17 protein-coding genes are annotated in these 22,067 nt (G+C 74.0%); 12 read left to right on the forward strand and 5 right to left on the reverse strand.

Annotation, left to right across the window (positions count from 1 at the left end):
* Positions 1 to 163: 163 nt before the first annotated feature.
* Positions 164 to 1,366 (reverse strand): CAP domain-containing protein, encoded by a 1,203-nt coding sequence (locus GA0070558_RS01305; protein WP_091274562.1) that lies wholly within the window; start codon positions 1,364 to 1,366, stop codon positions 164 to 166.
* Positions 1,367 to 1,722: 356 nt separating this feature from the next.
* On the opposite strand from GA0070558_RS01305, the gene GA0070558_RS01310 reads away from it, so the two are divergent.
* From GA0070558_RS01310 to GA0070558_RS01320, 3 genes are all read left to right on the forward strand, one after another.
* The gene (locus GA0070558_RS01310) at positions 1,723 to 1,917 is read left to right on the forward strand and encodes a hypothetical protein (protein WP_036374707.1); all 195 of its coding nucleotides are present in this window, start codon (positions 1,723 to 1,725) and stop codon (positions 1,915 to 1,917) included.
* Positions 1,918 to 2,230: 313 nt separating this feature from the next.
* On the forward strand, positions 2,231 to 5,899 hold the full coding sequence (gene smc / locus GA0070558_RS01315) for a chromosome segregation protein SMC (protein ID WP_256091689.1): 3,669 nt from the start codon (positions 2,231 to 2,233) through the stop codon (positions 5,897 to 5,899).
* Positions 5,899 to 6,519, forward strand: coding sequence for an HAD family hydrolase (locus GA0070558_RS01320; RefSeq protein WP_091274564.1), 621 nt, complete (start codon positions 5,899 to 5,901; stop codon positions 6,517 to 6,519). The genes smc and GA0070558_RS01320 overlap by 1 nt, the downstream gene beginning before the upstream one ends.
* 65 nt (positions 6,520 to 6,584) lie before the next feature.
* Here GA0070558_RS01320 and GA0070558_RS01325 read toward each other — a convergent pair whose 3' ends face one another.
* The 3 genes from GA0070558_RS01325 to GA0070558_RS01335 form a co-directional block, all read right to left on the reverse strand.
* A complete protein-coding gene (locus GA0070558_RS01325) occupies positions 6,585 to 7,106 on the reverse strand; it encodes a DinB family protein (RefSeq protein ID WP_091274567.1) in 522 nt (173 codons plus the stop codon).
* A gap of 126 nt (positions 7,107 to 7,232) precedes the next feature.
* Entirely contained in the window at positions 7,233 to 7,673 is a 441-nt protein-coding gene (locus GA0070558_RS01330; RefSeq protein WP_052503669.1) for a MarR family winged helix-turn-helix transcriptional regulator, read from the reverse strand.
* 26 nt (positions 7,674 to 7,699) lie between these two features.
* The gene (locus GA0070558_RS01335; protein WP_091274570.1) at positions 7,700 to 9,418 is read right to left on the reverse strand and encodes an alkaline phosphatase D family protein; all 1,719 of its coding nucleotides are present in this window, start codon (positions 9,416 to 9,418) and stop codon (positions 7,700 to 7,702) included.
* A gap of 149 nt (positions 9,419 to 9,567) precedes the next feature.
* Here GA0070558_RS01335 and ftsY point away from each other — a divergent pair, with 149 nt between their 5' ends.
* The 8 genes from ftsY to GA0070558_RS01375 all read left to right on the forward strand — a co-directional run bounded on the left by ftsY (position 9,568) and on the right by GA0070558_RS01375 (position 19,432).
* Entirely contained in the window at positions 9,568 to 10,755 is a 1,188-nt protein-coding gene (ftsY, locus tag GA0070558_RS01340) for a signal recognition particle-docking protein FtsY (RefSeq protein ID WP_091274573.1), read from the forward strand.
* Positions 10,756 to 10,762: 7 nt separating this feature from the next.
* The gene (locus tag GA0070558_RS01345) at positions 10,763 to 11,626 is read left to right on the forward strand and encodes a phosphotransferase (RefSeq protein ID WP_176734053.1); all 864 of its coding nucleotides are present in this window, start codon (positions 10,763 to 10,765) and stop codon (positions 11,624 to 11,626) included.
* Positions 11,627 to 11,808: 182 nt separating this feature from the next.
* Positions 11,809 to 13,218 carry an ammonium transporter gene (locus GA0070558_RS01350; protein ID WP_043962325.1) on the forward strand — a complete coding sequence of 470 codons (1,410 nt, stop codon included), beginning with the start codon at positions 11,809 to 11,811 and terminating at the stop codon, positions 13,216 to 13,218.
* 25 nt (positions 13,219 to 13,243) lie between these two features.
* Positions 13,244 to 13,582, forward strand: a complete 339-nt coding sequence (locus GA0070558_RS01355) for a P-II family nitrogen regulator (RefSeq protein WP_176734061.1) — start codon at positions 13,244 to 13,246, stop codon at positions 13,580 to 13,582.
* A 14-nt stretch (positions 13,583 to 13,596) separates the two neighbouring features.
* A complete protein-coding gene (locus tag GA0070558_RS01360) occupies positions 13,597 to 15,918 on the forward strand; it encodes a [protein-PII] uridylyltransferase (protein ID WP_091274576.1) in 2,322 nt (773 codons plus the stop codon).
* Between the two features lie 181 nt (positions 15,919 to 16,099).
* A complete protein-coding gene (gene ffh / locus GA0070558_RS01365; RefSeq protein ID WP_091274580.1) occupies positions 16,100 to 17,686 on the forward strand; it encodes a signal recognition particle protein in 1,587 nt (528 codons plus the stop codon).
* A 69-nt stretch (positions 17,687 to 17,755) separates the two neighbouring features.
* A complete protein-coding gene (locus GA0070558_RS01370) occupies positions 17,756 to 18,334 on the forward strand; it encodes a Uma2 family endonuclease (RefSeq protein WP_077936624.1) in 579 nt (192 codons plus the stop codon).
* Between the two features lie 18 nt (positions 18,335 to 18,352).
* Complete coding sequence (locus GA0070558_RS01375; RefSeq protein WP_091274583.1) at positions 18,353 to 19,432, forward strand: amidohydrolase family protein; 1,080 nt, start codon at positions 18,353 to 18,355, stop codon at positions 19,430 to 19,432.
* A gap of 79 nt (positions 19,433 to 19,511) precedes the next feature.
* Here GA0070558_RS01375 and GA0070558_RS01380 read toward each other — a convergent pair whose 3' ends face one another.
* Positions 19,512 to 20,102, reverse strand: a complete 591-nt coding sequence (locus GA0070558_RS01380; RefSeq protein WP_091274586.1) for a TetR/AcrR family transcriptional regulator — start codon at positions 20,100 to 20,102, stop codon at positions 19,512 to 19,514.
* Between the two features lie 418 nt (positions 20,103 to 20,520).
* Here GA0070558_RS01380 and proS point away from each other — a divergent pair, with 418 nt between their 5' ends.
* Positions 20,521 to 21,927 carry a proline--tRNA ligase gene (proS, locus tag GA0070558_RS01385; protein ID WP_091274589.1) on the forward strand — a complete coding sequence of 469 codons (1,407 nt, stop codon included), beginning with the start codon at positions 20,521 to 20,523 and terminating at the stop codon, positions 21,925 to 21,927.
* Positions 21,928 to 22,067: the final 140 nt, after the last annotated feature.

Consider the following 22,067-nt stretch of genomic DNA (forward strand, 5'->3'; position numbering starts at 1 on the left):
AGGCGGGTGCGCCCACCGGCCGCCCGCAGCGGACCGGCCGCCGGTCGCCCCGAGGCGGACCCGCCGCCCAGGGCACCGCCCCGGCGCGCCTCACCGGGTCAAACGAGCGTGGCCCCCGGGACGACTCGCCTCTCCCCGTCCCGGGGGCCACGTCCGGGCCGGGTCAGCGCGGCGTGCCGAAGTCCTGCGTCCAGTACGGCCCGTTGCTGTTGGCGACGCCGACGCCGATCTCGGTGAAGGAGCAGTTCAGGATGTTGGCGCGGTGCCCCGGGCTGTTCATCCAGGCGTCCATCACCGCGGCCGGGGTCTGCTGGTTCCACGCGACGTTCTCGCCGTACGCGCGCCAGGCGTAGCCGGCCCGGTCGAGCCGCTCGCCGACGTCGCTGCCGTCGCTGCCGTCGTGCGTCATCTTCCGGTGGTCGGCCTGGTCCTGGCTGTGCGCCTGGGCCGCCGCCATGAGCTTGTCGTCGATCTTCAGGGCGCCGCACCCGGCCTTGGCCCGCTCCGCGTTGACCAGGTTGACGACCTCCTGCGCCTGCGCGCTCACGCCCGGCGCGGCGGCGACGCGGGGCGTGGCGGGGGCGCTGCTGCGCTGGTTGCTCCGCGACGCGGCGGTGGTCCGGCTGGGCTTCGGGGTCGGCTTGGCGGTCCGGCTCGGCGACGGCGACGGGCTGGCGCTGGTCGGCGAGGCGCTCGGCGAGGGCGAGGGCGACGGACCGGCCGAGGTCGGGTCGGCCGGGTCGGCGGGCGCGGCGACCGGCGCGTCGGCCGCGGCCGGGTCGGTCCGTGGGGCGTCCCCGCCGGGCAGCACGAGGGCGCCGACCCCGAGGCTCACCACCAGGGTGGCCGCCGCGGCGGCGCCACCGATCAGCAGCGGGCGCGGGAGCCGACGGGCGGGCCGGTGCCGCCCCTCGCCGCTGCCCGCGGCGGTGTCGGCGCGACGGGCGGCGAGGTCGGCCGGCTGCCCGGCGGCCGGCGTGGCCGAGCCCACGGTCGGGCCGGCGACGACCGGGCCTTCGACGATCGGGAGCGCCCTGGTGTGCTCCGCCGCCGGGGCCGGCTGGTCGGCCGGATACCACTGGTCGGAGGCCCGTTCCGGTGCGTGCCATTGCCCGTTCGGCTGTTCCGGCGAGTGCCACCGGGCGGTGGGTTCGCCCGCCCACGGCCGGTCGGCCGGCGGCGCAGGGGGCTGGTCGGTGTGCCGTTGGTCACTCGGCTGGTCCGGTTCGTCCCCGAACAGGTAGGTCGACCGTGGCGCCGGGCGGTCGGTCAGCCAGGCCGGCTCGTCGGCCGGGGGCTCCTGGCGCCACCGCGCGCCCTCCGGGTCGTTCGGGTCGGTCCAGCCGTACACGCCTGTCGCCTCCATGGGTCGGTTGCGGGCCGGGGTGACCGTACGGGCGCGCCGCAAGCTGCGGCAACGTGGCTAAGAAAGAGTTAAGACGAAAGCGGTTCGCGTGGGGTGAGTTCCGTTGTTCCCGGGCGTACAGTTAACGCGTCCGGACAGAGCGTGTCCGCGCCTTGTGGCAGCCACCGACAAGCGGCCCGGCCGACGTGAAGATGATCTACGGCCTGCGGTAACTTGACGAATGACGGGTTGTCGGCTCAATATGTAGGTGTCGCCAGTCGCGCCCGGTCGTGCCCAGAATCGCTGGGAATGACAGCCGCGAACGAGTGGGCGCGCGTTGGTCCGGCCTTTCCGGCAGCGCATATCAAGGAGTCAGCATGGCGAAGGCCCTCTACGGCCACGTAGGTGCAGCGCCCGATCGGCGTCTGCTCGACGAGGTCACCCGACTGCGGTCCAGGGTTCAGGCTCTGGAGTTCGAGATCACGCGCCTGCGTGCCGAGAACGATCGGCTTGCGGCGGCTGCGGCGGAGGCGGACGACCTCCTCCGGCTGGCCGAGCCGGCGCTGACCTGATCTCCAGTAGGTCCGACAACTGAATCGCACCACGCAGAAATCGCGCGCCGACACTTATGTGCCGGCGCGCAGCCATGTCCGGGGCAATTTTCCCCGTACCATTTTCTGATCTTGAATAATTGATCAAGCTCGGCCTCGGCCGAGGCCGTCCGATCCGTACCGGGAAAACCGGTACGCGGCGTCCCGGCCGGCCGCCGACGCGGGCCCGGGGCGGGTCGCGTGCCCGAGCGCCGGCGAGACCGGGTTAGTCTGCGGGTTCACCAGGTCCGCGCAGCCCACGACGCTCGGCGGCCACCGGACGAGGATCGAGAAGGTGTATCTCAAGAGCCTGACGGTGAAGGGGTTCAAATCCTTCGCCTCCGCGACGACGCTGAAGCTGGAGCCGGGGATCACCTGCGTGGTCGGCCCGAACGGCTCCGGCAAGTCCAACGTCGTCGACGCCATCGCCTGGGTGCTCGGCGAGCAGGGCGCCAAGGCGCTGCGCGGCGGCAAGATGGAGGACGTCATCTTCGCCGGCACCGCCGGGCGGGCCCCGCTGGGCCGGGCCGAGGTCACCCTCACCATCGACAACACCGACGGCGCGCTGCCCATCGAGTACACCGAGGTCTCCATCACCCGCCGGATGTTCCGCTCCGGCGAGAGCGAGTACGAGATCAACGGCGACTCCTGCCGCCTGCTCGACATCCAGGAGCTGCTGTCGGACTCCGGCATCGGCCGGGAGATGCACATCATCGTCGGCCAGGGCCGCCTCGACGGGATGCTGCACGCCAAGCCGGAGGACCGGCGGGCGTTCATCGAGGAGGCGGCCGGCGTCCTCAAGCACCGCAAGCGCAAGGAGAAGGCGCTGCGGAAGCTCGACGCGATGCAGACCAATCTCAACCGCCTGACCGACCTCACCGCCGAGCTGCGCCGCCAGCTCAAGCCGCTGGGCCGGCAGGCCGAGGTGGCCCGCCGCGCCGCCGCGATCCAGGCCAACCTGCGCGACGCCCGGCTGCGGCTGCTCGCCGACGACCTGCACACCCTGCGCGCCACCCTGGACCGGGAGATCGCCGACGAGAGCGCCGCGCGGGAGCGACGCCAGGAGGTCGAGGCGGAGCACACCGAGGTGCAGGGCCGGCTCGGCGAGCTGGAGGCCGCCCTCGCCTCCGACGCGCCGCTGCTCGCCGCCGCCCAGGACACCTGGTACAAGCTCTCCGCGCTCTCCGAGCGGTTCCGCTCCGTCGAGCAGCTCGCCCGCGAGCGGCTGCGCCACCTCACCGCCACGCCCGACGACGAGCGCCCCGGCCGCGACCCCGACCAGCTGGACGCCGAGGCGGAGCGGGTCCGCGAGCAGGAGGAGGAGCTGCGCGGCGCGCTCACCGACGACCAGATCCGCCTCGCCGAGGCCGTCGAACAGCGGCAGGAGCTGGAACGGCAGCTCGCCGCCGCCGAACGGGAGCTGGTCGCCGCCGCGAAGGCGATCGCCGACCGGCGCGAAGGGCTGGCCCGGCTCACCGGCCAGGTCAACTCCGCCCGCGCCCGCACCACCAGCGCGGGGGAGGAGATCGAGCGGCTCGCCGCCGCGCACGCCGACGCCCTCGCCCGCGCCGAGCAGGCGCAGGCCGACCTGGACGCCGTCGCCGAGCAGTCCACCGAGGCCGACCGGGACAACGCCGACCTCGACGACCGGCACGCCGAGGCCGTCGCCGCCCAGGAGCGGGCGCAGGCCGCCGCCCGGTCGCTCGCCGACGCGGAACGGGCTGCCGAGAAGGAAGCCGCCACGCAGAAGGCCCGCGAGGAGGCGCTCGCCATCGGCCTGCGCCGCAAGGACGGCGCGGGGGCGCTGCTGGCCCGCGCCGGCGAGGTGCCCGGCCTGCTCGGCAGCCTCGCCGGGCTGCTCACCGTCGCCCCTGGCCACTCCGCCGCGCTCGCCGCCGCGCTGGGCGGGCTCGCCGACGCGGTCGCGGTCACCGGCGTCGACGAGGCCGTCGAGGCGATGCGGCTGCTCAAGATCTCCGACGCCGGGCGGGCCGGCCTGCTCGTCGGCAGCCCCGCCGGGCCGGGCATGACCGGCGGCGCCGACGCCCTGCGCCCGAAGCTGCCCGCGCACGCCCGCTGGGCCCCCGACCTGGTCGAGTGCTCCACCGAGCTGCGCCCCGCCGTGCACCGGGCGCTGCGCGACGTGGCCGTCGTCGACGACCTCGCCGCCGCCGCCGAGCTGGTCGCCGACAACCCGGAGCTGCGCGCGGTCACCCCCGACGGCGACGTCGTCGGGGCGTACGCGGCGGCCGGCGGGTCGGCGAAGGCACCCAGCTTCATCGAGGTGCAGGCCGCCGTCGAGGAGGCCCGGGGCAACCGGCTCGCCGCCGAGCGCACCGCCGCCGAGCTGCGCGAGCAACTCGTCGAGGCGCGCGCCGAGGTCGCCGCCGCCAAGGAGGCCGTGCAGCACGCCGCCGCCGCGAAGCGGGAGGCCGAGAGCCACCGCAACGCCGCCGCCCGCCGGCTGGCGGAGCTGGGCGCCGCCGCCCGGTCGGCGAAGGCGGAGACCGACCGGCTCGGCGAGTCCCGCGCCCGCGCCGAGGCGGCCCGGGAACGGGACCTCGCCGCCCTGGCCGAGCTGGAGGAGCGGCTGCGGCTGGCCGAGGCCACCCCGATCGACGCCGAGCCGTCCACGGACGAACGCGACCAGCTCGCCGCGATGGTGCCGCAGGCCCGGCAGAACGAGATGGAGGTCCGGCTCGCCGTGCGTACCGCCGAGGAACGGGTCTCCTCGATCGCCGGCCGGGCCGACTCGCTGCGCCGGCAGGCCGCCGCCGAGCGGGCCGCGCGGGAACGCGCGGCGGCCCGACGCGCGGCCCGCGCCCGGGGCGCGACCATCGCCCGCGCGGTGGCCGGCGGCGCCCGCGAGGCGCTGGCCCGGCTCGCCGTGTCGATCGCGCGGGCCGAGGAGCACCGCGACGCCGTGGCGCGCGAGCGGGCCGCCCGCGAGGCCGAGCTGTCCGAGGTACGCGGCGCGGCGAAGCGCCTCGGCGCGGAGCTGGAGCGGCTGACCAGCCAGGTGCACCGGGACGAGGTGGCCCGCGCCGAGCAGCGGCTGCGCATCGAGCAGCTGGAGGCCAAGGCCGCCGAGGACTTCGGCCTCGACGTGGAGACGCTCCTCGCCGAGTACGGCCCGACGCAGCCCGTACCCCCGACCCAGGCCGACGTGGCGGCGGCCGAGCGGGACGGGCTGCCGGTGCCCGAGCCGGTCCGCTACGAGCGGCCGGTGCAGGAGAAGCGGGCCGCGAAGGCGGAACGCGAGCTGACCCTGCTCGGCAAGGTCAACCCCCTGGCGCTGGAGGAGTTCGCCGCGCTGGAGGAGCGCTACAAGTTCCTCTCCGAGCAGCTGGAGGACCTCAAGGCCACCCGCCGGGACCTGCTGACCGTGGTCAAGGACGTCGACGAGCGCATCCTGGAGGTCTTCGCCAGCGCGTTCGCCGACACCGCGCGGGAGTTCGAGCAGGTCTTCACGGTGCTCTTCCCCGGCGGCGAGGGGCGGCTGATCCTCACCGACCCCGAGGACCTGCTCACCACCGGCGTGGAGGTGGAGGCCCGGCCGCCCGGCAAGAAGATCAAGCGGCTGTCGCTGCTCTCCGGCGGCGAGCGGTCGCTGACCGCCGTGGCGATGCTGGTGGCGATCTTCCGGGCCCGGCCCAGCCCCTTCTACATCATGGACGAGGTCGAGGCGGCCCTCGACGACGTCAACCTGGGCAGGTTGATCACGCTGCTGGCACAGTTGCGGGAGAAGAGTCAGCTGATCGTCATCACGCACCAGAAGCGGACGATGGAGATCGCCGACGCCCTCTACGGGGTGACCATGCGCAGCGGGGTCACCCAGGTGATCAGCCAGCGGCTCAACCGGGCCGAGGGGGAACAGACGCGGCCCGCCCGCGCCGCCGTCGACGGCGGCGTCGGCCGGGACGGCGACGACCAGCGGCACGGCCGCGGCGAGGAGAAACAGTAGTGGCTCGGGAACGCGCGACGGCGCTCCTGGTGGATCTCGACGGGGTGCTGCGGCGCTGGGACCCGGCGGTCGCCGCCGGCGTGGAACGGGACTACGGCCTCGCCGCGGGGGTGCTCACCGAGATCGCCATGCACTGGGGACGCCTCCAGCCGGTGCTCACCGGCCAGGTCAGCCACGCCGACTGGGTCGCCAGCGTCGCCGACGCGCTGGCCGACTCGGCCGGCGGCGAGCAGCGCGCCCGCGCCGCCGTGGAACAGTGGCAGCGCTACCGGGGCGAGGTCGACCCCGACGTGCTGGCGTTCGTGCGCGAGGTGCGGGCGGCCGGCGTACGGGTCGGGCTCGGCACCAACGGCACCGACCTGCTCGACACCGACCTCGCCGCGCTGGGCCTGACCGACGAGCTGGACGTGGTGGTCAACTCCTCCGTCGTCGGGGTGCACAAGCCGGCGAAGGAATACTTCCAGGCCGCCTGCGCGGCGCTGGACACCCCGCCGGCCCGGGTGCTGTTCGTCGACGACGAGGACTGGGCGATCCGGGGCGCGCGGGCGGCCGGGCTGTCGGCGTACCGGTGGGACGGGCCGTCGGGGCTGCGCTACCTGCGGGCGGCCCTGGCGTACTGAGCGGTCGTCCCGGGGCCGGCGGGCTGCCGGCCCCGGGTTCTGTCACTCGCCGGCCCCGGGGGCCGTCACTCGCCGGTGACGCCGTCGATGCGTTCCCGGATCAGGTCGGCGTGGCCGTTGTGCCGGGCGTACTCCTCGATCATGTGCAGGTAGACCCAGCGCAGGCTGAACGTGCGCTTCTTGGGCCCGACCTCGGTGAACGTCTCGTCGAGGGAGCGGCCCGCCGCGGCGGCGCGGGCGAGGCCGACCTCCCGGTGATAGGTGGCGAGGTCGGCCTCGGCGTCGGCGGCGCTGACGTCGTGGTCGGCGTCGGGGTTCTCCGGCGTGAAGTACGGGTAGTCGACGCGCTGCCCGGCGAAGCACTCCCGGAACCACCACGCCTCCACCTCGGCCAGGTGCCGCACCAGGCCGAGCAGGCTCAGCCCGGACGGCTCGACGCTGGGCGTGCGCAACTGCTCGGCGGTCAGCCCGGCGCACTTGAGCAGCAGGGTCTGCCGGTGGTAGTCCAGCCAGCCGTCGAGCATGGTGCGCTCGTCGCCGACGAACGGGGCGTCGCTGCGGGTGGTCTGCGGTGCTCTCCAGGTCATCCGCCCATCCTGGCGGCTACCCCCGACAGCGGCCACCGCATTGCGCCGCCGTCCGGCGCGACGCGGGGTGTTAGGAAGGGGCCCTTCCTATACAGAAAGCGTTAACAGGGGGCCCTTCCTTGCACCTCAGTCGAGGGCGTCGTTGAAGCGGCGCAGCAGGCGGCCGAAGTCCTCCACGTCCCGTCTCGACCAGCTCTCCACTATGCGCCGGAACATGGCCAGCCGGGTCGCCCGGGCGGCGTCGAACCGGCGCTGCCCCTCCTCGGTCAGGGTGAGCCGCCACGCCCGGCGGTCCTCCGGCTCGGGCTCCCGGCGCACCAGCCCGAGCGCCTCCAGGCCGTTGATCTGCCGGCTGAGCGTTCCCTTGCTGATCCCGAGCCGGGCCGACAGGTCGGTCAGCCGGGTCGCGTCCGACCGGCGCAGCCACAGCAGCAGCCCGTACGCGTTCTGGTCCAGGTCGGGGTGCACCTCGCGGGCGACCTCGAAGGAGAGCGAGCGGCCCCGGCGCAGCAGCGCGGTCAACTCGTGCTCGACGAACCGCAGGATCTCCGGGGAATGATCGTCCACGCCGCAAGGGTACGGGCGCGACGGGCTCAGCCCTCGGAGGCGAGCCGCCTTCGGAACACCGTTCGCAGGTGCCCGTCGCCGGTGGTGCCCTCGATCGTCACGTCGGCGGTGCGTCCGGTGTGGGCGAGGGTGGCCACCGCGTTGCCGAAGTACGGGCCGGCCAGCTTGCGCCAGCGCACGCTCGGGCGGCGTACCCCGGCGCAGCGGGCCAGCGCGCGGGTGGCCCCGGCCGGCCCCGGCGACCAGCCCAGCCGCATCAGCGGGCGCATCGCCGCCGGCACCTGGTTGTGGATCGGCGAGCAGGTGAGCTGGTGCACGGGGGTGTGCACCGCCGGGTCGGGGAAACGGGCCCGGGCCACGTACGAGTGGTGCACGTCGCCCGACAGCACGCTGATCGACGCCGGCGGCGGGTACGCCGGCCCCGCGCCGACCCGGTCGCCGGTGTGCCCGGCCGGGCCGCTGCCCAGCCGCGCGAAGAGCGCGCCGAGGGCGTCGAAGGAACGGCGGAACGCCGCCCAGTGCTCCAGGTCGAGCGCCCGGCGCAGCCGCTCGGCGAACCCGGCCACCCAGCGGTGCCGGGAGTCGGCGAGCTTCTCGTTCCACGCCTCCACGTGGTGGATGCCCGGCGGCAGCAGCCAGGGCAGCGACGCGCCGACGACGAGGTGGTCGTAGACGCCGTGCGCCCGGTCGAGGAACCAGGACCACTCGCCGGGCGGCAGCATCGCCCGGTTGCCCCGCTCCAGCACCCGGCTGCACCGGTTGTCGAGCATCACCAGCCGCGTGCGCCCCAGGTCCAGGGCGTAGCTCCACTGGTACTGCACCGCGCGCCAGCGTTCGGTGTCGTGCGCCTCGTCGGCCTCCCTGTCGACCCGGGCGCCGAACTCGCGCAGCACCTCGGTGGCGTCCGACGCGGCGGCGGTGACCTTCCGGTAGACGGGGTCGGCGGCGATCTCGTCGGGGTCGAGGTTGCCCAGGTGCTGGTAGACCCAGTAGGAGGCCAGGCCGCTGCCGATCCGCTCGGCCCACCAGGGCTGGGCGCGCATGTCGTCGCGCCACGACGCGGAGGTGTTCCAGTCGTCGATCACCTCGTGGTCGTCGAAGATCATCACGCTGGGCACGGTCGAGAACAGCCAGCGGATCTCCGGGTCACGCCACGACTCCAGGTAGAGCTTGGTGTATTCGTCGAAGCTGACCACCTGCGTCGCCGGGGCGCCCTCCGGCCGCCTGCGCCGCCGCTTGAGCAGCCGCCGCACCGTCGGCGAGGTCTCGTCGGCGTAGACCTGGTCGCCGAGCAGCACCAGCAGGTCGGGCTGGGCGTCGGCCCGGCCCGGGTCGGCCATCAACCGCCGGGCGTACGCGTCGAGCGCGTCCGGGGGCAGCTTGCGGGCGGTCGAGTGCTGGGTGGTCTCCCGGCAGGAGCCGAAGACCAGGCGCACCGGCTGGTCCCGGTCGTCGGCGGCGCGGGTGCGGATCACGCTGGGTGGGAAGGCGGACCGGGGCTCCGGCCAGGCGAGCTCCTCGTCGATCAGCACCTCGTACGTCGTCGCGCTGTCCGGGGTGAGCCCCTCGACGACGACGAGCGCGTAGTGGTGGTCGTACGCGGAGAAGGTGGTCGCGACCCCCTCGGCGCCGTCGGCCGTGCGGACCCGGACCGTCGCGGGCGCGCTGGTCTCCACCCAGACGGTGGCCCGCGTGCCGACGACCCGGCGCAGCAGCGGGCCGATGAGCAGGCGGGGAGCCGGCATGGGGAACCTCCAGGAGACGAGACGATCTCATCATTTCTACCCGGTCGGCCGTCGCGCCACCCCTGGCCGCCGCGAGCGTACCCGCAGCTCGCACCCCCGTCGGTAGCGGTGGCTGGGACGTCGTCGCCGGCATCTGACAGGATTTCGGCATGACGGAATACCTCCTCATCGCGCTCGCCCTGCTCGGCGTGCTGATCCTCGGCGGCCTCGGGCTGGTGGTGCCGCGGCTGCGTCGGCGCCCGCAACCGCCGCTGCCGGAGACGGAGGTGGACACCCGGGCCGGGCAGGACCTCGCCGGGCCGCCCGTCGAGGCGCCGGAGGCGGACCTCGCCACGGGGATCCTGGTCGAGCCCCCGCCCGTGGTGGAGGCGCCGCCCGCCGTCGAGGTGCCCGAGCCGACCGCCGGCCGGCTGGTGCGGCTGCGGTCCCGGCTGTCCCGTTCGCAGAACGCCTTCGGCAAGGGCCTGCTCGGCCTGCTCAGTCGGGACCGGCTCGACGAGGACACCTGGGAGGAGATCGAGGACAGCCTGATCACCGCCGACGTCGGCATCGACTCGACCCGCCAGATCGTCGACCGGCTGCGCGAGCGGACCCGGGTGCTGGGCACCCGCACCGTCGACGAGCTGCGCGCCCTGCTCGCCGCCGAGCTGGTCGAGGCCCTCGACCCGGCCCTGGACCGGTCGCTGCGCACCGCGCCGTCCGACGGGGTGCCGGCGGTGGTGCTGGTGGTCGGCGTCAACGGGGCCGGCAAGACCACCACCTGCGGCAAGATCGCCCGGGTGCTGGTCGCCGACGGCCGCAGCGTGCTGCTCGGCGCGGCCGACACGTTCCGCGCCGCGGCCGCCGACCAGTTGGAGACGTGGGGCGGCCGGGTCGGCGCGGAGACCGTCCGCGGCCCGGAGGCCGCCGACCCGGCCAGCGTGGCGTTCGACGCGGTGAAGCGCGGCATCGACACCGGCGTCGACACGGTGCTGATCGACACCGCCGGCCGGCTGCAGAACAAGGTCGGCCTCATGGACGAGCTGGGCAAGGTCAAGCGGGTCGTGGAGAAGCACGGGCCGATCGACGAGACCCTGCTGGTGCTCGACGCCACCACCGGCCAGAACGGCCTGGAGCAGGCCCGGGTCTTCACCGAGGTGGTCAACGTGACCGGGGTGGTGCTGACCAAGCTCGACGGCACCGCCAAGGGCGGCATCGTCATCGCCGTGCAGCGCAAGCTCGGCATCCCCGTCAAGCTGGTCGGGCTCGGCGAGGGCAAGGACGACCTCGCCCCGTTCGACCCGGCGCAGTTCGTCGACGCGCTGCTCGGCACCGAGCCGCTCGCCCGCGACGCGTAACCTCGCAGTGACCAGTGACGATCGCGCCTACGCCGGGTGGCGCGAGGACCGCCACCCCGCGCCGGGCCTCGGGAGACCGTACGTGACTTCGCAGGAGATCCCGCTGCACGGCGGGAACGTCAGCACCGTCGTCCGGGTCGGCGACACCGTCCGGCGCAACGCCGGCCCGTGGACGCCGTCCGTGCACGCCCTGCTGCGCCACCTGGAGTACGTCGGGTTCACCGGCGCGCCCCGGGCGCTCGGCATGGACGAGCGCAACCGGGAGGTCCTGTCGTACCTGGAGGGGGAGTGCGGGGAATACCCGCTGGCCCCGCACTGGGTCACCGACGAGGCGCTGGTGACGGTCGCCACCATGCTGCGGATGTTCCACGACGCCCAGTACGGTTTCGCCCCGCCGCCCGGGGCGGTGTGGCGCTCGTTCGGCCCGCCGCCGCCGGACACCGAGGTGATCTGCCACCACGACGCCGCCCCGCACAACGTGATCTGGCGGCCGGACGGCACCCTCGGGCTGATCGACTTCGACCTCGCCTCGCCGGGCGCGCGGATCTACGACGTGGCGTACGCGGCGTGGACCTGGGTGCCGATCTTCTCCGACCGGGACTCGATCACCCTCGGCTGGCGGCACCCGGACCGGCCGCGCCGGCTGCGGCTGTTCGCCGACGCGTACGGGCTGATCCCGCGCGACCGGCACCGGCTGGTGCGCACGATCCGCAAGCGCGTCGTGGACCACGTCGAGGGGATCCGCCGGATGGCCGCCGCGGGTGAGCCGGCGTTCGTCCGGATCGTGCACAAGGGTCACCTCCGCCGCCCGATGCGCGATCTGCGCCTGTTGGACTACGAACGGCACGCGTTGGAGTACGCGCTGCGCTGAGCCCCGCCCCGTCCGGCGGTCGTGAGGTTTTCTTCACACGTCCGAAACACAGCGTCACGGGCCGGAAATCGCGTGGTGACGCTGAAGGAAACAGGAGGCGACCAAGCTTCCGCGCAACCGGCGTACGGGCGACGCTGCCCCGGAAGCCGCGAAGGAGGGAACTTCACCTTTAGGAGGCCAGCGTGCCTGAAGCACCGACGATCGACGGCGGCAACACCGTTTGGCTGCTGGTTTCGACCGCGCTTGTGCTGCTCATGACGCCCGGACTGGCGCTGTTCTACGGCGGGCTCAACCGGGCCAAGGGCGTGCTCAACATGATGATGATGAGCTTCTCCGCCATTGGGCTCATCTCTGTTCTGTGGTGGTTCTACGGTTTCAGCGTCGCCTTCGGGACCGACGTGAACGGCTTCTGGGGCGACCCGGGGGCGTACCTCGGCACCAAGACCTTCCTGGCCGAGACCGACCTGTGGGGCGCCACGGCGGAGAACCCCAGCGGCATCGGGGTCCCGCTCTACGTGTTCATGGCGTTCCAGATGGTCTTCGCGGTGATCACCGTCGCGCTGATCAGCGGCGCGATCTCCGACCGGGCCAAGTTCGGCGGCTGGCTGCTGTTCGCCTTCGGGTGGGCCACGCTGGTCTACTTCCCGGTCGCCCACTGGGTGTGGGGCGGCGGCATCATCGGCGGTGACATCCACGCGCTGGACTTCGCCGGTGGCACCGCCGTGCACATCAACGCCGGCGCGGCGGCCCTGGCCGTGGCGCTGGTGCTCGGCAAGCGGCTCGGCTGGCCCCGCGAGGGCATGAAGCCGCACAACATCCCGCTGGTCGCGCTCGGCGCGGGCCTGCTCTGGTTCGGCTGGTTCGGGTTCAACGCCGGCTCGGAGCTGACCGTCGACTCGGTCGCCGGCCTCGCCTTCATCAACACCCAGCTCGCCACCGCCGCGGCGGTGCTCGGCTGGCTCGCGGTGGAGTGGATCAAGGACAAGAAGCCGACCATGGTCGGTGCGTCCTCCGGCGCGGTCGCCGGTCTGGTCGCCATCACCCCGGCCTGTGGCTTCATCGCCCCCTGGGCCGCGGTCCTGCTCGGCATCGTCGCCGGTGCGGTCTGCGCGCTCGCCATCGCCCTGAAGTACAAGCTCGGCTACGACGACTCCCTCGACGTGGTCGGCGTGCACTTCGTCGGTGGCTGGATCGGCTCGCTCTGGCTCGGCCTGTTCGCCACCAACTCGGTCAACTCCGCGATCACCGACGTGGTCGGCGCCTCCGACGGCCTGTTCTACGGCGGCGGGGTCACCCAGCTCGGCCGCCAGGCCATCGCCGGCCTGATCGTGACGGTCTGGTCCTTCGGGATCGCCTGGCTGCTCGCCTTCGCGATCGAGAAGACGATCGGCTTCCGCCTCAAGCCCGAGGCCGAGGTCGAGGGCATCGACCTCGCCGAGCATGCCGAGAGCGGTTACGACCTCTCCGTGGCCGGTGGCAGCGGCGGCGGCAGCGCGTTCGCGCTCGCCGGGATCGGGACGCCGGCGGGCGCCGCCGGCACCAAGCCGGCCTCGGACGAGTCCGAGCCGGTCAGCGAGAAGGTCGCCGGTTAACGTTCCTGGGATGGAGGGGTTGGACATGAAGCTGGTGACCGCGGTCATCAAGCCGTACCAGCTGGACGCGGTGAAGGAGGCCCTGCACGCCCTCGGCGTGGCCGGGCTGACCGTCAGCGAGGTCCAGGGCTACGGCCGACAGAAGGGGCACACCGAGGTCTACCGGGGTGCCGAGTACACGGTCGAGTTCCTGCCGAAGATCCGGGTCGAGGTGCTCACCGACGAGATCGACGTCGAGAAGATCGTCGACGCGATCGTCGGCGCCGCCCGGACCGGCAAGATCGGCGACGGCAAGGTGTGGGTGACCGGCGTCGAGGACGTCGTGCGGGTCCGCACCGGCGAACGCGGCCTGGACGCCCTCTAGGCCGGCCCGACCAGATGACCTCGTTGATCAAGGGGAACGCGTCGGGCAACGCCGGCGACGGCGACGGCGACGCGAACCTCTTGATCAACGAGGTCGTCGGCGTACCCGGGGGGATCGGGGAGGCGGCGCGCAGGGCGCGGGCCGCCGCGTTCGAGCGGTGGCTGGTGCCGCTGCTGCCGGACCGGCCCGGCATCGCGCTGGTCGCCGTGGGCGGGCTCGGGCGGCGGCAGTGCGCCCCGTACGGCGACCTCGACCTGGTGCTCGTGCACGCCGGGGTGCCCGGCATGGACGAGCTGGCCCCCCAGCTGTGGTATCCGATCTGGGACGCCGGCCTGCGGCTCGACCACTCGGTGCGGACCCTGGCCGAGGCCCTGTCCGTGGCCCAGGACGACGTGAAGGTCGCCCTCGGCCTGCTCGACGCCCGCTACGTCGCCGGCGACCGGGAACTCGCCGACACCCTGGCCCGCACCGCCGCCGACCACTGGCGGCGCACCGCCGTCCGCCAGCTGCCCGCCCTGCGGGAGATCACCGAGGCCCGCTGGCAGGCCCACGGCGAGCTGGCCTTCCTGCTCGAAGGCGACCTCAAGGAGGCGGCCGGCGGGCTGCGCGACGTGGGCATCCTGCGCGCCATCGCCACCGCCGGCATCACCGACGCGCTGCGCCCCGCCGTCCGGGCCGCCCACCTGCGCCTGCTCGACACCCGCGACGCCCTGCACGAGCAGGCCGGCCGCCGCGTCGACCGGCTGGTCGCCCAGGAACGCGACGGCGTCGCCGCCCGGCTGGGCCTGCGCCAGCCGGCGGGCGACGCCACCTCCGGGGCCGTGGCCCCGCACGACGGCGACGTGCTGCTGCGCCGCGTCGCCGGGGACGCCCGCACCGTCAGCCACGCCCTCGACGACGCCTGGCGGGCCGCCGACCGGCTGCGTTCCCGCCGCCGGGGGTCCGACCCCCGCCCGGTGCGCCGCCCGGTCGCCCGGGACGTCGTCGAGCACGACGGCGAACTGGTGCTGGCCCGCACCGCCATCGGCGCGCGCCCCGACCCGAGCCTGTCCCTGCGGATGGCCGCCGCCGCGGCCACCACCCGGCTGCCCATCGCCCGCGCCACCTGCGAGTGGCTGGCCGCCTACTGCCCGCCGCTGCCGTCGCCCTGGCCGCCGGACGCCCGCGCCGCCCTCATCACCCTGCTCGGCGCGGGGCCCGGCCTCGTCCCCGCCTGGGAGACCTGCGACCGGTACGGGCTGATCGACGGCTGGCTGCCCGAGTGGACCCGGCTGCGCAGCCTGCCCCAGCACAACCCCGTGCACCGCTACACCCTCGACCGGCACCTGGTGCAGACCGCGTACGAGGCGAGCCGGCACACCCGCGACGTGGACCGGCCGGACCTGCTGCTGCTCGGCGCGTTCCTGCACGACATCGGCAAGGGCCTGGCCGGGGACCACAGCACCGTCGGCGCGCCGCTGGCCGAGGCCGTGGCGGCCCGGATCGGCCTGCCCGAGCCGGAGGCGGCGCTGATCGGCACGCTGGTCCGGCTGCACCTGCTCCTGCCCGACGTGGCCACCCGCCGCGACCTGTCCGACCCGGTGACCATCGCCCGGGTCGCCGAGGCCGTCGGCGACGGCACCACCCTGGACCTGCTGCACGCCCTGGTGCGCGCCGACGCGGCGGCCACCGGCCCGGCCGCCTGGTCGGACTGGAAGGGCCGCCTCGTCGCCGAACTCGTCGCCCGGGTCCGCACCGCGCTGGACACGGGAGTGCTGCCCGCCCCGCCCGCCCCCGACCCGGCGCTGCTCGACGGGCCGCTGCCGGTCGTACACCTGACGGGGGACCGGGTGGCGGTGGCCGCGGCCGACCGGCGCGGCCTGCTCGCGACGGTGGCCGGCTGCCTGGCCCTGCACCGGCTGGAGGTGCTCTCCGCCGACGCCTCCACCGTCGACGGCCGGGCCCTGGTGGAGTGCCGGGTGCAGCCCCGCTACGGCCTGCCGCCCGACCCGATCGCCCTCGGCGGCGACCTGCGCCGGGCGGTCGCCGGGGACGTCTCGGTCACCCAGCGGCTGCGCGGCCGGGCGCTCGCCGCGCGCGGCTCCGGCGCGGCCCCCCGGGTCGTGTGGCACCGGGACGCGGCCACCGACGCGGTGCTGCTGGAGCTGCGCGCCGCCGACGCGGCCGGCCTGCTCTACCGGGTGACCTGCGCCCTCGACGAGGCCGGCGCGCAGGTGCGCGCGGCCCGGATCTCCACCCTCGGCGGGGACGTGGTGGACGCGTTCTACCTGGTGGGCGGCTGGCCGCCGGACGACGAGCGGGCCCGCCTGGAGGCCGCGGTCCTGGCCGCCGTGTAAGGAGGGGCCCCTGTTAACGCTTTCGGTAGAGGAAGGGCCCCCTGTTAACCACCGCCGCTGAGAGCACGGGTGCCGGGCGGGCCGGAGCGCGGGTGCGGCCGGCGGGCTACCCTAGCCATGGCCGGACACCTGCGCCCGGTCGCGTTGTGCCCGCCGAAACACTGACAAACGGGATGTTCGCGTGTTTGACACCTTGAGTGACCGCCTCTCCGGGATCTTCACCAAGCTCCGCGGCAAGGGCCGGCTCACGGACGCCGACATCGACGCCACGGCGCGCGAGATCCGCCTGGCGCTGCTGGAGGCCGACGTCGCCCTGCCGGTGGTCAAGGGCTTCATCGCGAACGTCAAGGAGCGGGCGCGCGGCTCGGAGGTCTCCCAGGCGCTCAACCCGGCCCAGCAGATCGTCAAGATCGTCAACGAGGAGCTGATCAACGTCCTCGGCGGCGAGGGGCGGCGGCTCCAGTTCGCCAAGCAGCCGCCGACGGTGATCATGCTCGCCGGCCTCCAGGGCTCCGGCAAGACCACCCTGGCCGGCAAGCTGGCCCGCTGGCTCAAGGCGCAGGGCCACCAGCCGCTGCTGGTCGCCGCCGACCTCCAGCGCCCCAACGCCGTCGGGCAGCTCCAGGTGCTCGGCGGCCGGGCCGGCGTCGAGGTGTACGCCCCGGAGCCCGGCAACGGCACCGGCGACCCCGTGCAGGTGGCCCGCGCCTCGATCGAGCACGCGAAGCGGGCCGCCCGGGACATCGTCATCGTCGACACCGCAGGCCGGCTCGGCATCGACGCCGAGATGATGCGGCAGGCCGCCGACATCCGTGACGCGGTCGACCCCGACGAGGTCATCTTCGTCATCGACGCGATGGTCGGTCAGGACGCCGTCCGCACCGCCGAGGCGTTCCGCGACGGCGTCGGCATCACCGGCGTGGTGCTGTCGAAGCTCGACGGCGACGCCCGGGGCGGCGCCGCGCTGTCGGTGCGCGAGGTGACCGGGCAGCCGATCCTGTTCGCCTCCACCGGCGAGAAGCTGGAGGACTTCGACGTCTTCCACCCCGACCGGATGGCCAGCCGGATCCTCGGCATGGGCGACGTCCTCACTCTGATCGAGCAGGCCGAGGCGGCCTTCGACTCCGATCAGAAGGAGAAGATGACCGCCAAGCTGATGGGCGGCGAGCAGTTCACGCTGGAGGACTTCCTCGACCAGCTCATCGCGGTGCGCCGGATGGGCCCGATCGCCAACGTGCTGGCCATGATGCCCGGCATGGGGCAGATGAAGGACCAGCTCGCCGAGCTGGATGACAAGCACTTCGACCGGGTCACCGCGATCATCCGGTCGATGACCCCGGCGGAGCGCACCAACCCGAAGATCATCAACGGCTCGCGCCGGGCCCGCATCGCCAACGGTTCGGGCGTCACCGTGATGGACGTCAACCAGCTGCTCAACCGCTTCGCCGACGCGCAGAAGATGATGAAGCAGATGGGCGGCATGATGGGCCTGCCCGGCGGCGGCCGGCGCAAGGCGACCAAGTCGCCGAAGAACAAGCGACGAAACTCGAAGGGCGGACAGCGTTCGCGTGGAGGCGCGCAGAGTGGTGCCGGCGCGCGGGGCGCTGCGGGTGGGGGGATGCCGGGCGGGTTCCCGGGCGGCATGCCGCAGCTCCCGCCGGGCCTGGACCCGGGCGACCTGGCCGGCGGCCAGGGACTGCCCCCGGGCTTCAAGCTTCCGAAGATCGACTTCAACAAGCTCGGCAAGGGCGACAACCGGCCCCGCTGACGCGTGTCGGTGACGGTGGGCGACGGCCTCGGCGCTTAGGGTGGTCGTCGCCCCCTGGGAGGAGATGTCATGACCGCAGCGCCCATCCTGCCCGAACGGCACGAGTGGACGGTCGACGACCTCGGCGACCTGCCGAAGGACCTTCCGTACGAACTGATCAACGGAAGGTTGATCGTGCCGTCGCCGACGCCGTTGCACCAGTTTGTCTGTGCTCGGGTGATGTTCGCCCTCGAACTGCACTGCCCGGACGACTTCTTCGTCAGCATGGACCAGTCCCTGTCGATCGACCGTCGCAACGAACCACGACCGGACGTGGTGGTCATCCGGGTCGAGAAGGCCAATCGTTCGCCAGTGCCGGTCCAGGACGCCCTGCTCGCCGTCGAGGTCATCTCTCCCGACTCCACCATCCGCGACCGGCACGAGAAGGTCCGCCTCTATGCCAATGCCGGAGTGGGGGCCTACTGGGTCATCGATCCGCTGCGCGAGAAGATCACCTTTACCGAGCTGCTCCTGAGTCCCAAGGGCGGCTACGAGCCCAGTGTGGAAACCGACGGACTGGTCACCATCGACCGGCCCTGGAAGGTGACGCTCGACCTTCCGGCGTGGTCGCAGCGCCGGCAGGAGGTCCTCGCGCGGACGAAGAAGTGATCGGGTAGGACTGTGCGCATGGCTCTGCATGTGCGCGGTGTGCTCCTGCCCGACGACGAGGTCCGGGACCTGTGGCTGGTCGGCGACCGGGTCACCTTCGACCCGGTGCCCGGCGCGGAGACGGTCGTCGACGGCGGTTTCGTGCTCCCCGGGCTGACCGACGCCCACTGTCACCTCGGCATCGCCCGGGGCGGCGCCCCGATCACCTCCCTCGACCAGGCCCGCGCGGCGGCCCACGTCGACGTCGACGCCGGGGTCCTCGCCATCCGGGACGCGGGCTCGCCGTACCCGTACCCCGAGCTCGACGACGACCCGGGGCTGCCGCGACTGGCCCGCGCGGGCCGGCACGTCGCCCCGCCGCGCCGCTACCTGCGCGACATCGGGGTCGAGGTCGACGCGCCGCAGGTGGCCGCCACCGTCGCCGCGCAGGCCGCCGCCGGCAACGGCTGGGTCAAGCTGGTCGGCGACTGGATCGACCGGGGCACCGGCGACCTCGCGCCGGCCTGGGACGCCGACACGATGACCGCCGCCGTCGCCGCCGCGCACGCCGCCGGGGCCCGGGCGGCGGTGCACACGTTCTCCGAGGCGGGCGTCGAGATCATGGTGCGGGCCGGGGTGGACTCCGTCGAGCACGGCACCGGGCTGAGCCTCGACCTGATCGACCTGATGGCCCGGCAGGGCACCGCCCTGGTCCCCACGATGATCAACATCCGGACCTTCGGCGGGATCGCCGAGCAGGCCCGCGCGAAGTTCCCCGGGTACGCCGACCACATGCTCGCCCTGCGCGACCGCTTCCCCGAGGTGGTCCGGTCGGCGTACGAGGCGGGGGTGCCCATCTACGTCGGCACGGACGCGGGCGGCGGCATCGACCACGGGCTGGCCGCCGAGGAGATGCTGCTGCTGCACTCCGAGGCCGGCATGCCGGCGGTGGACGTCCTCGCCGCCGCCTCCTGGCGGGCCCGGGAGTGGCTCGGCTTTCCCGGCCTGGTCGAGGGCGGCCTCGCCGACCTCACGGTCTATCCGACCGACCCCCGCCGTGACCTGAGCGTGGTGCGCACCCCGAGCCGCATCGTCCTGCGCGGCCGGGTGCTGCGCTGACCGCCTTACGCGCCGACCGTCGATGCGCGCCAGCCCGTCGCCGGGCGGGGCCGGGGCGCTGTGTAAGGGCGGCGGCGGGTCAGGGGAGCGTGGCGAAGAGGCGGGTGGCCAGCGTGGCGAGGGCGTCGGCGGTCTGCTCGACGGGGGAGCGGGGCAGCACGATGTGGCTGACCACCAGCCGGACGACGGTGTCGGCGGCGAACGCCAGCGTGGCCGGGTCGGCGACGGGCAGGTGGCCGGCGGCCCACTCCAGCAGCACGGCGGTCGACTCGGTGAGCACCAGCTCGGCGCGCGTCGTCAGGTAGGGCAGCAGCTCGTCCGACCCGCCCCGGGCGCTGGTCAGGATCGCCTTGATCAGCGGGTTGTCGGCCGCCGCCGCGAGGGTGTGCGCGATCGCCGCGTACGCCGCCGCCCGCAGGTCGTCGCCGTGCTCGTCGAGGCGGGCCCGCACGTCGGTGACGAACCGGTCCACCTCGCGCCGGGCCAGCGCCTCGGCCAGCCCCGCCTTGGTGCCGAACTCGTTGTAGACCGTCTGCCGGCTCACCCCGGCCGCCGCGGCGACCCCACCCATCCGCACGCCGTCCCAGCCCCCGGCGATCGTCTGCGTCCGGGCGGCGTCGACGATGCTGTCCCGCAGCCGCTGCCGGGCGGCGTCCCTCACTTCACCCATGGTGGTCGAAGTCTACGGCCGGCTTGGTGGTGTCGTGGCCCGCGCGGCCGACCGTCCCTACCGTCCGTCACGCCCTCCTGGCCGCACAGGACGTCCTGCGCCCCTTTGCTCTGCACCCACCGACGCAACACCCTGTCCCGACAGGCTGACTGCAGAAGGCGGCGAGGGGAGGTGCGCGAGGCCGTCCTGCGCTGCGTAGACCGTTGCGTATGTGGGTGCAGAGCAAAGGGGCACTGATCGGTGGTGGACACCGGGGCGTACGAGGGGGCGGTGCTGCCGGTGGGTGGGACTGCGCCGCGTCACGGGCCACGAACGAGCCCTGCCGTGCGGGGTGACGATCCAGCCCCGGCGGGACGGCGCGGGGCGGGAGCGCGCCCGATGACGGCGTCGCGGGGCGGGGCGCATAGGATGTGCGGTCATGGCACGCGTGCTCACTCCCCGGGCGGAGGACTTTCCCCGCTGGTACCAGGACCTGATCGCCAAGGCGAAGCTGGCCGACAACGGCCCGGTCCGGGGGACCATGGTCATCCGACCGGCCGGCTACGCCATCTGGGAGCGGATGCAGGCCGAGATGGACGCCCGGATCAAGGCGGCCGGCGCGGAGAACGCGTACTTCCCGCTGTTCATCCCGGAGAGCTACCTCAAGCGCGAGGCCGAGCACGTCGAGGGCTTCTCGCCGGAGCTGGCGGTCGTCACCCACGGCGGCGGCAAGCAGCTCGCCGAGCCGGTGGTGGTGCGCCCCACCAGCGAGACGGTGATCGGCGAGTTCATGGCCAAGTGGATCGACTCCTACCGGGACCTGCCGCTGCTGCTCAACCAGTGGGCGAACGTGGTCCGCTGGGAGCTGCGCCCCCGCGTGTTCCTGCGCACCAGCGAGTTCCTCTGGCAGGAGGGGCACACCGCCCACGCCACCCGGGAAGACGCCCGCGCGTACGCCCGCAAGATCCTGCACGAGGCGTACGAGGACCTGATGGTCAACGTGCTCGGCATCCCGGTCGTGGTGGGCCTCAAGACCGCTCGGGAGCGCTTCGCCGGGGCCACCGCCACGTACACGTGCGAGGGCATGATGGGCGACGGCAAGGCCCTCCAGCTCGGCACGAGCCACGAGCTGGGGCAGAACTTCGCCAAGGCGTTCGACATCAGCTACTCCTCGGCCGAGGGCGGCCGGGAGCACGCGTGGACGACGTCCTGGGGCACCTCCACCCGGATGCTCGGCGGCCTGATCATGGCCCACGGCGACGACAACGGCCTGCGGGTCCCGCCGAAGCTGGCGCCCGTGCAGGCGTACGTGATGATCGTCAAGGACGGCGAGGGCGTCGGCGAGGCGGCGGCCAAGCTGCGCGACGGCCTGCGCGACGCCGGGGTCCGGGTCGCGCTCGACGACCGCACCGACACCGCGTTCGGCCGCCGGGCCGTCGACGCCGAGCTGCGCGGCTATCCGGTACGCGTCGAGGTCGGCCCCCGCGACCTGGCCGCCGGCAACGCGGTCGTGGTCCGGCGCACGGACGGCTCGAAGTCCCCGACCCCGGTCGCCGACGTGGTCGGCGCGGTCCTGGCCGCCCTGGAGGCCGACCAGCGCGCCCTCCACGACCAGGCGCTGGCCCACCGCCAGTCCCGCACCGTGGAGGTGGCCACGCTCGCCGAGGCGATCGAGGCGGCCGCCACCGGCTGGGCCCGCGTGCCGTGGTCGGCGGTCGGCGTGGCCGGCGAGGCCGAGGCGAACGGCCAGGGCGTGACGGTGCGCTGCCTGCTGCGCGCCGACGGCTCCGTGCCGGACTCGGAGGACGAGCCGGACCTGGTCGCGATCCTGGCCCGCGCCTACTGACCCACCGCTTCCGCCGAGGGGCGGCCGGCACCCGCCGGCCGCCCCTCGGCGCGTCCCGGGCCGGCGGGCCGGCGTCACCCGGGCGCGGCGGCGCGCGTTGGTCCGGTCGGGATGCCGACTCGTCGAGCGGGTCACGCGGC

Source organism: Micromonospora haikouensis (assembly GCF_900091595.1).
GTDB lineage: Bacteria > Actinomycetota > Actinomycetes > Mycobacteriales > Micromonosporaceae > Micromonospora > Micromonospora haikouensis.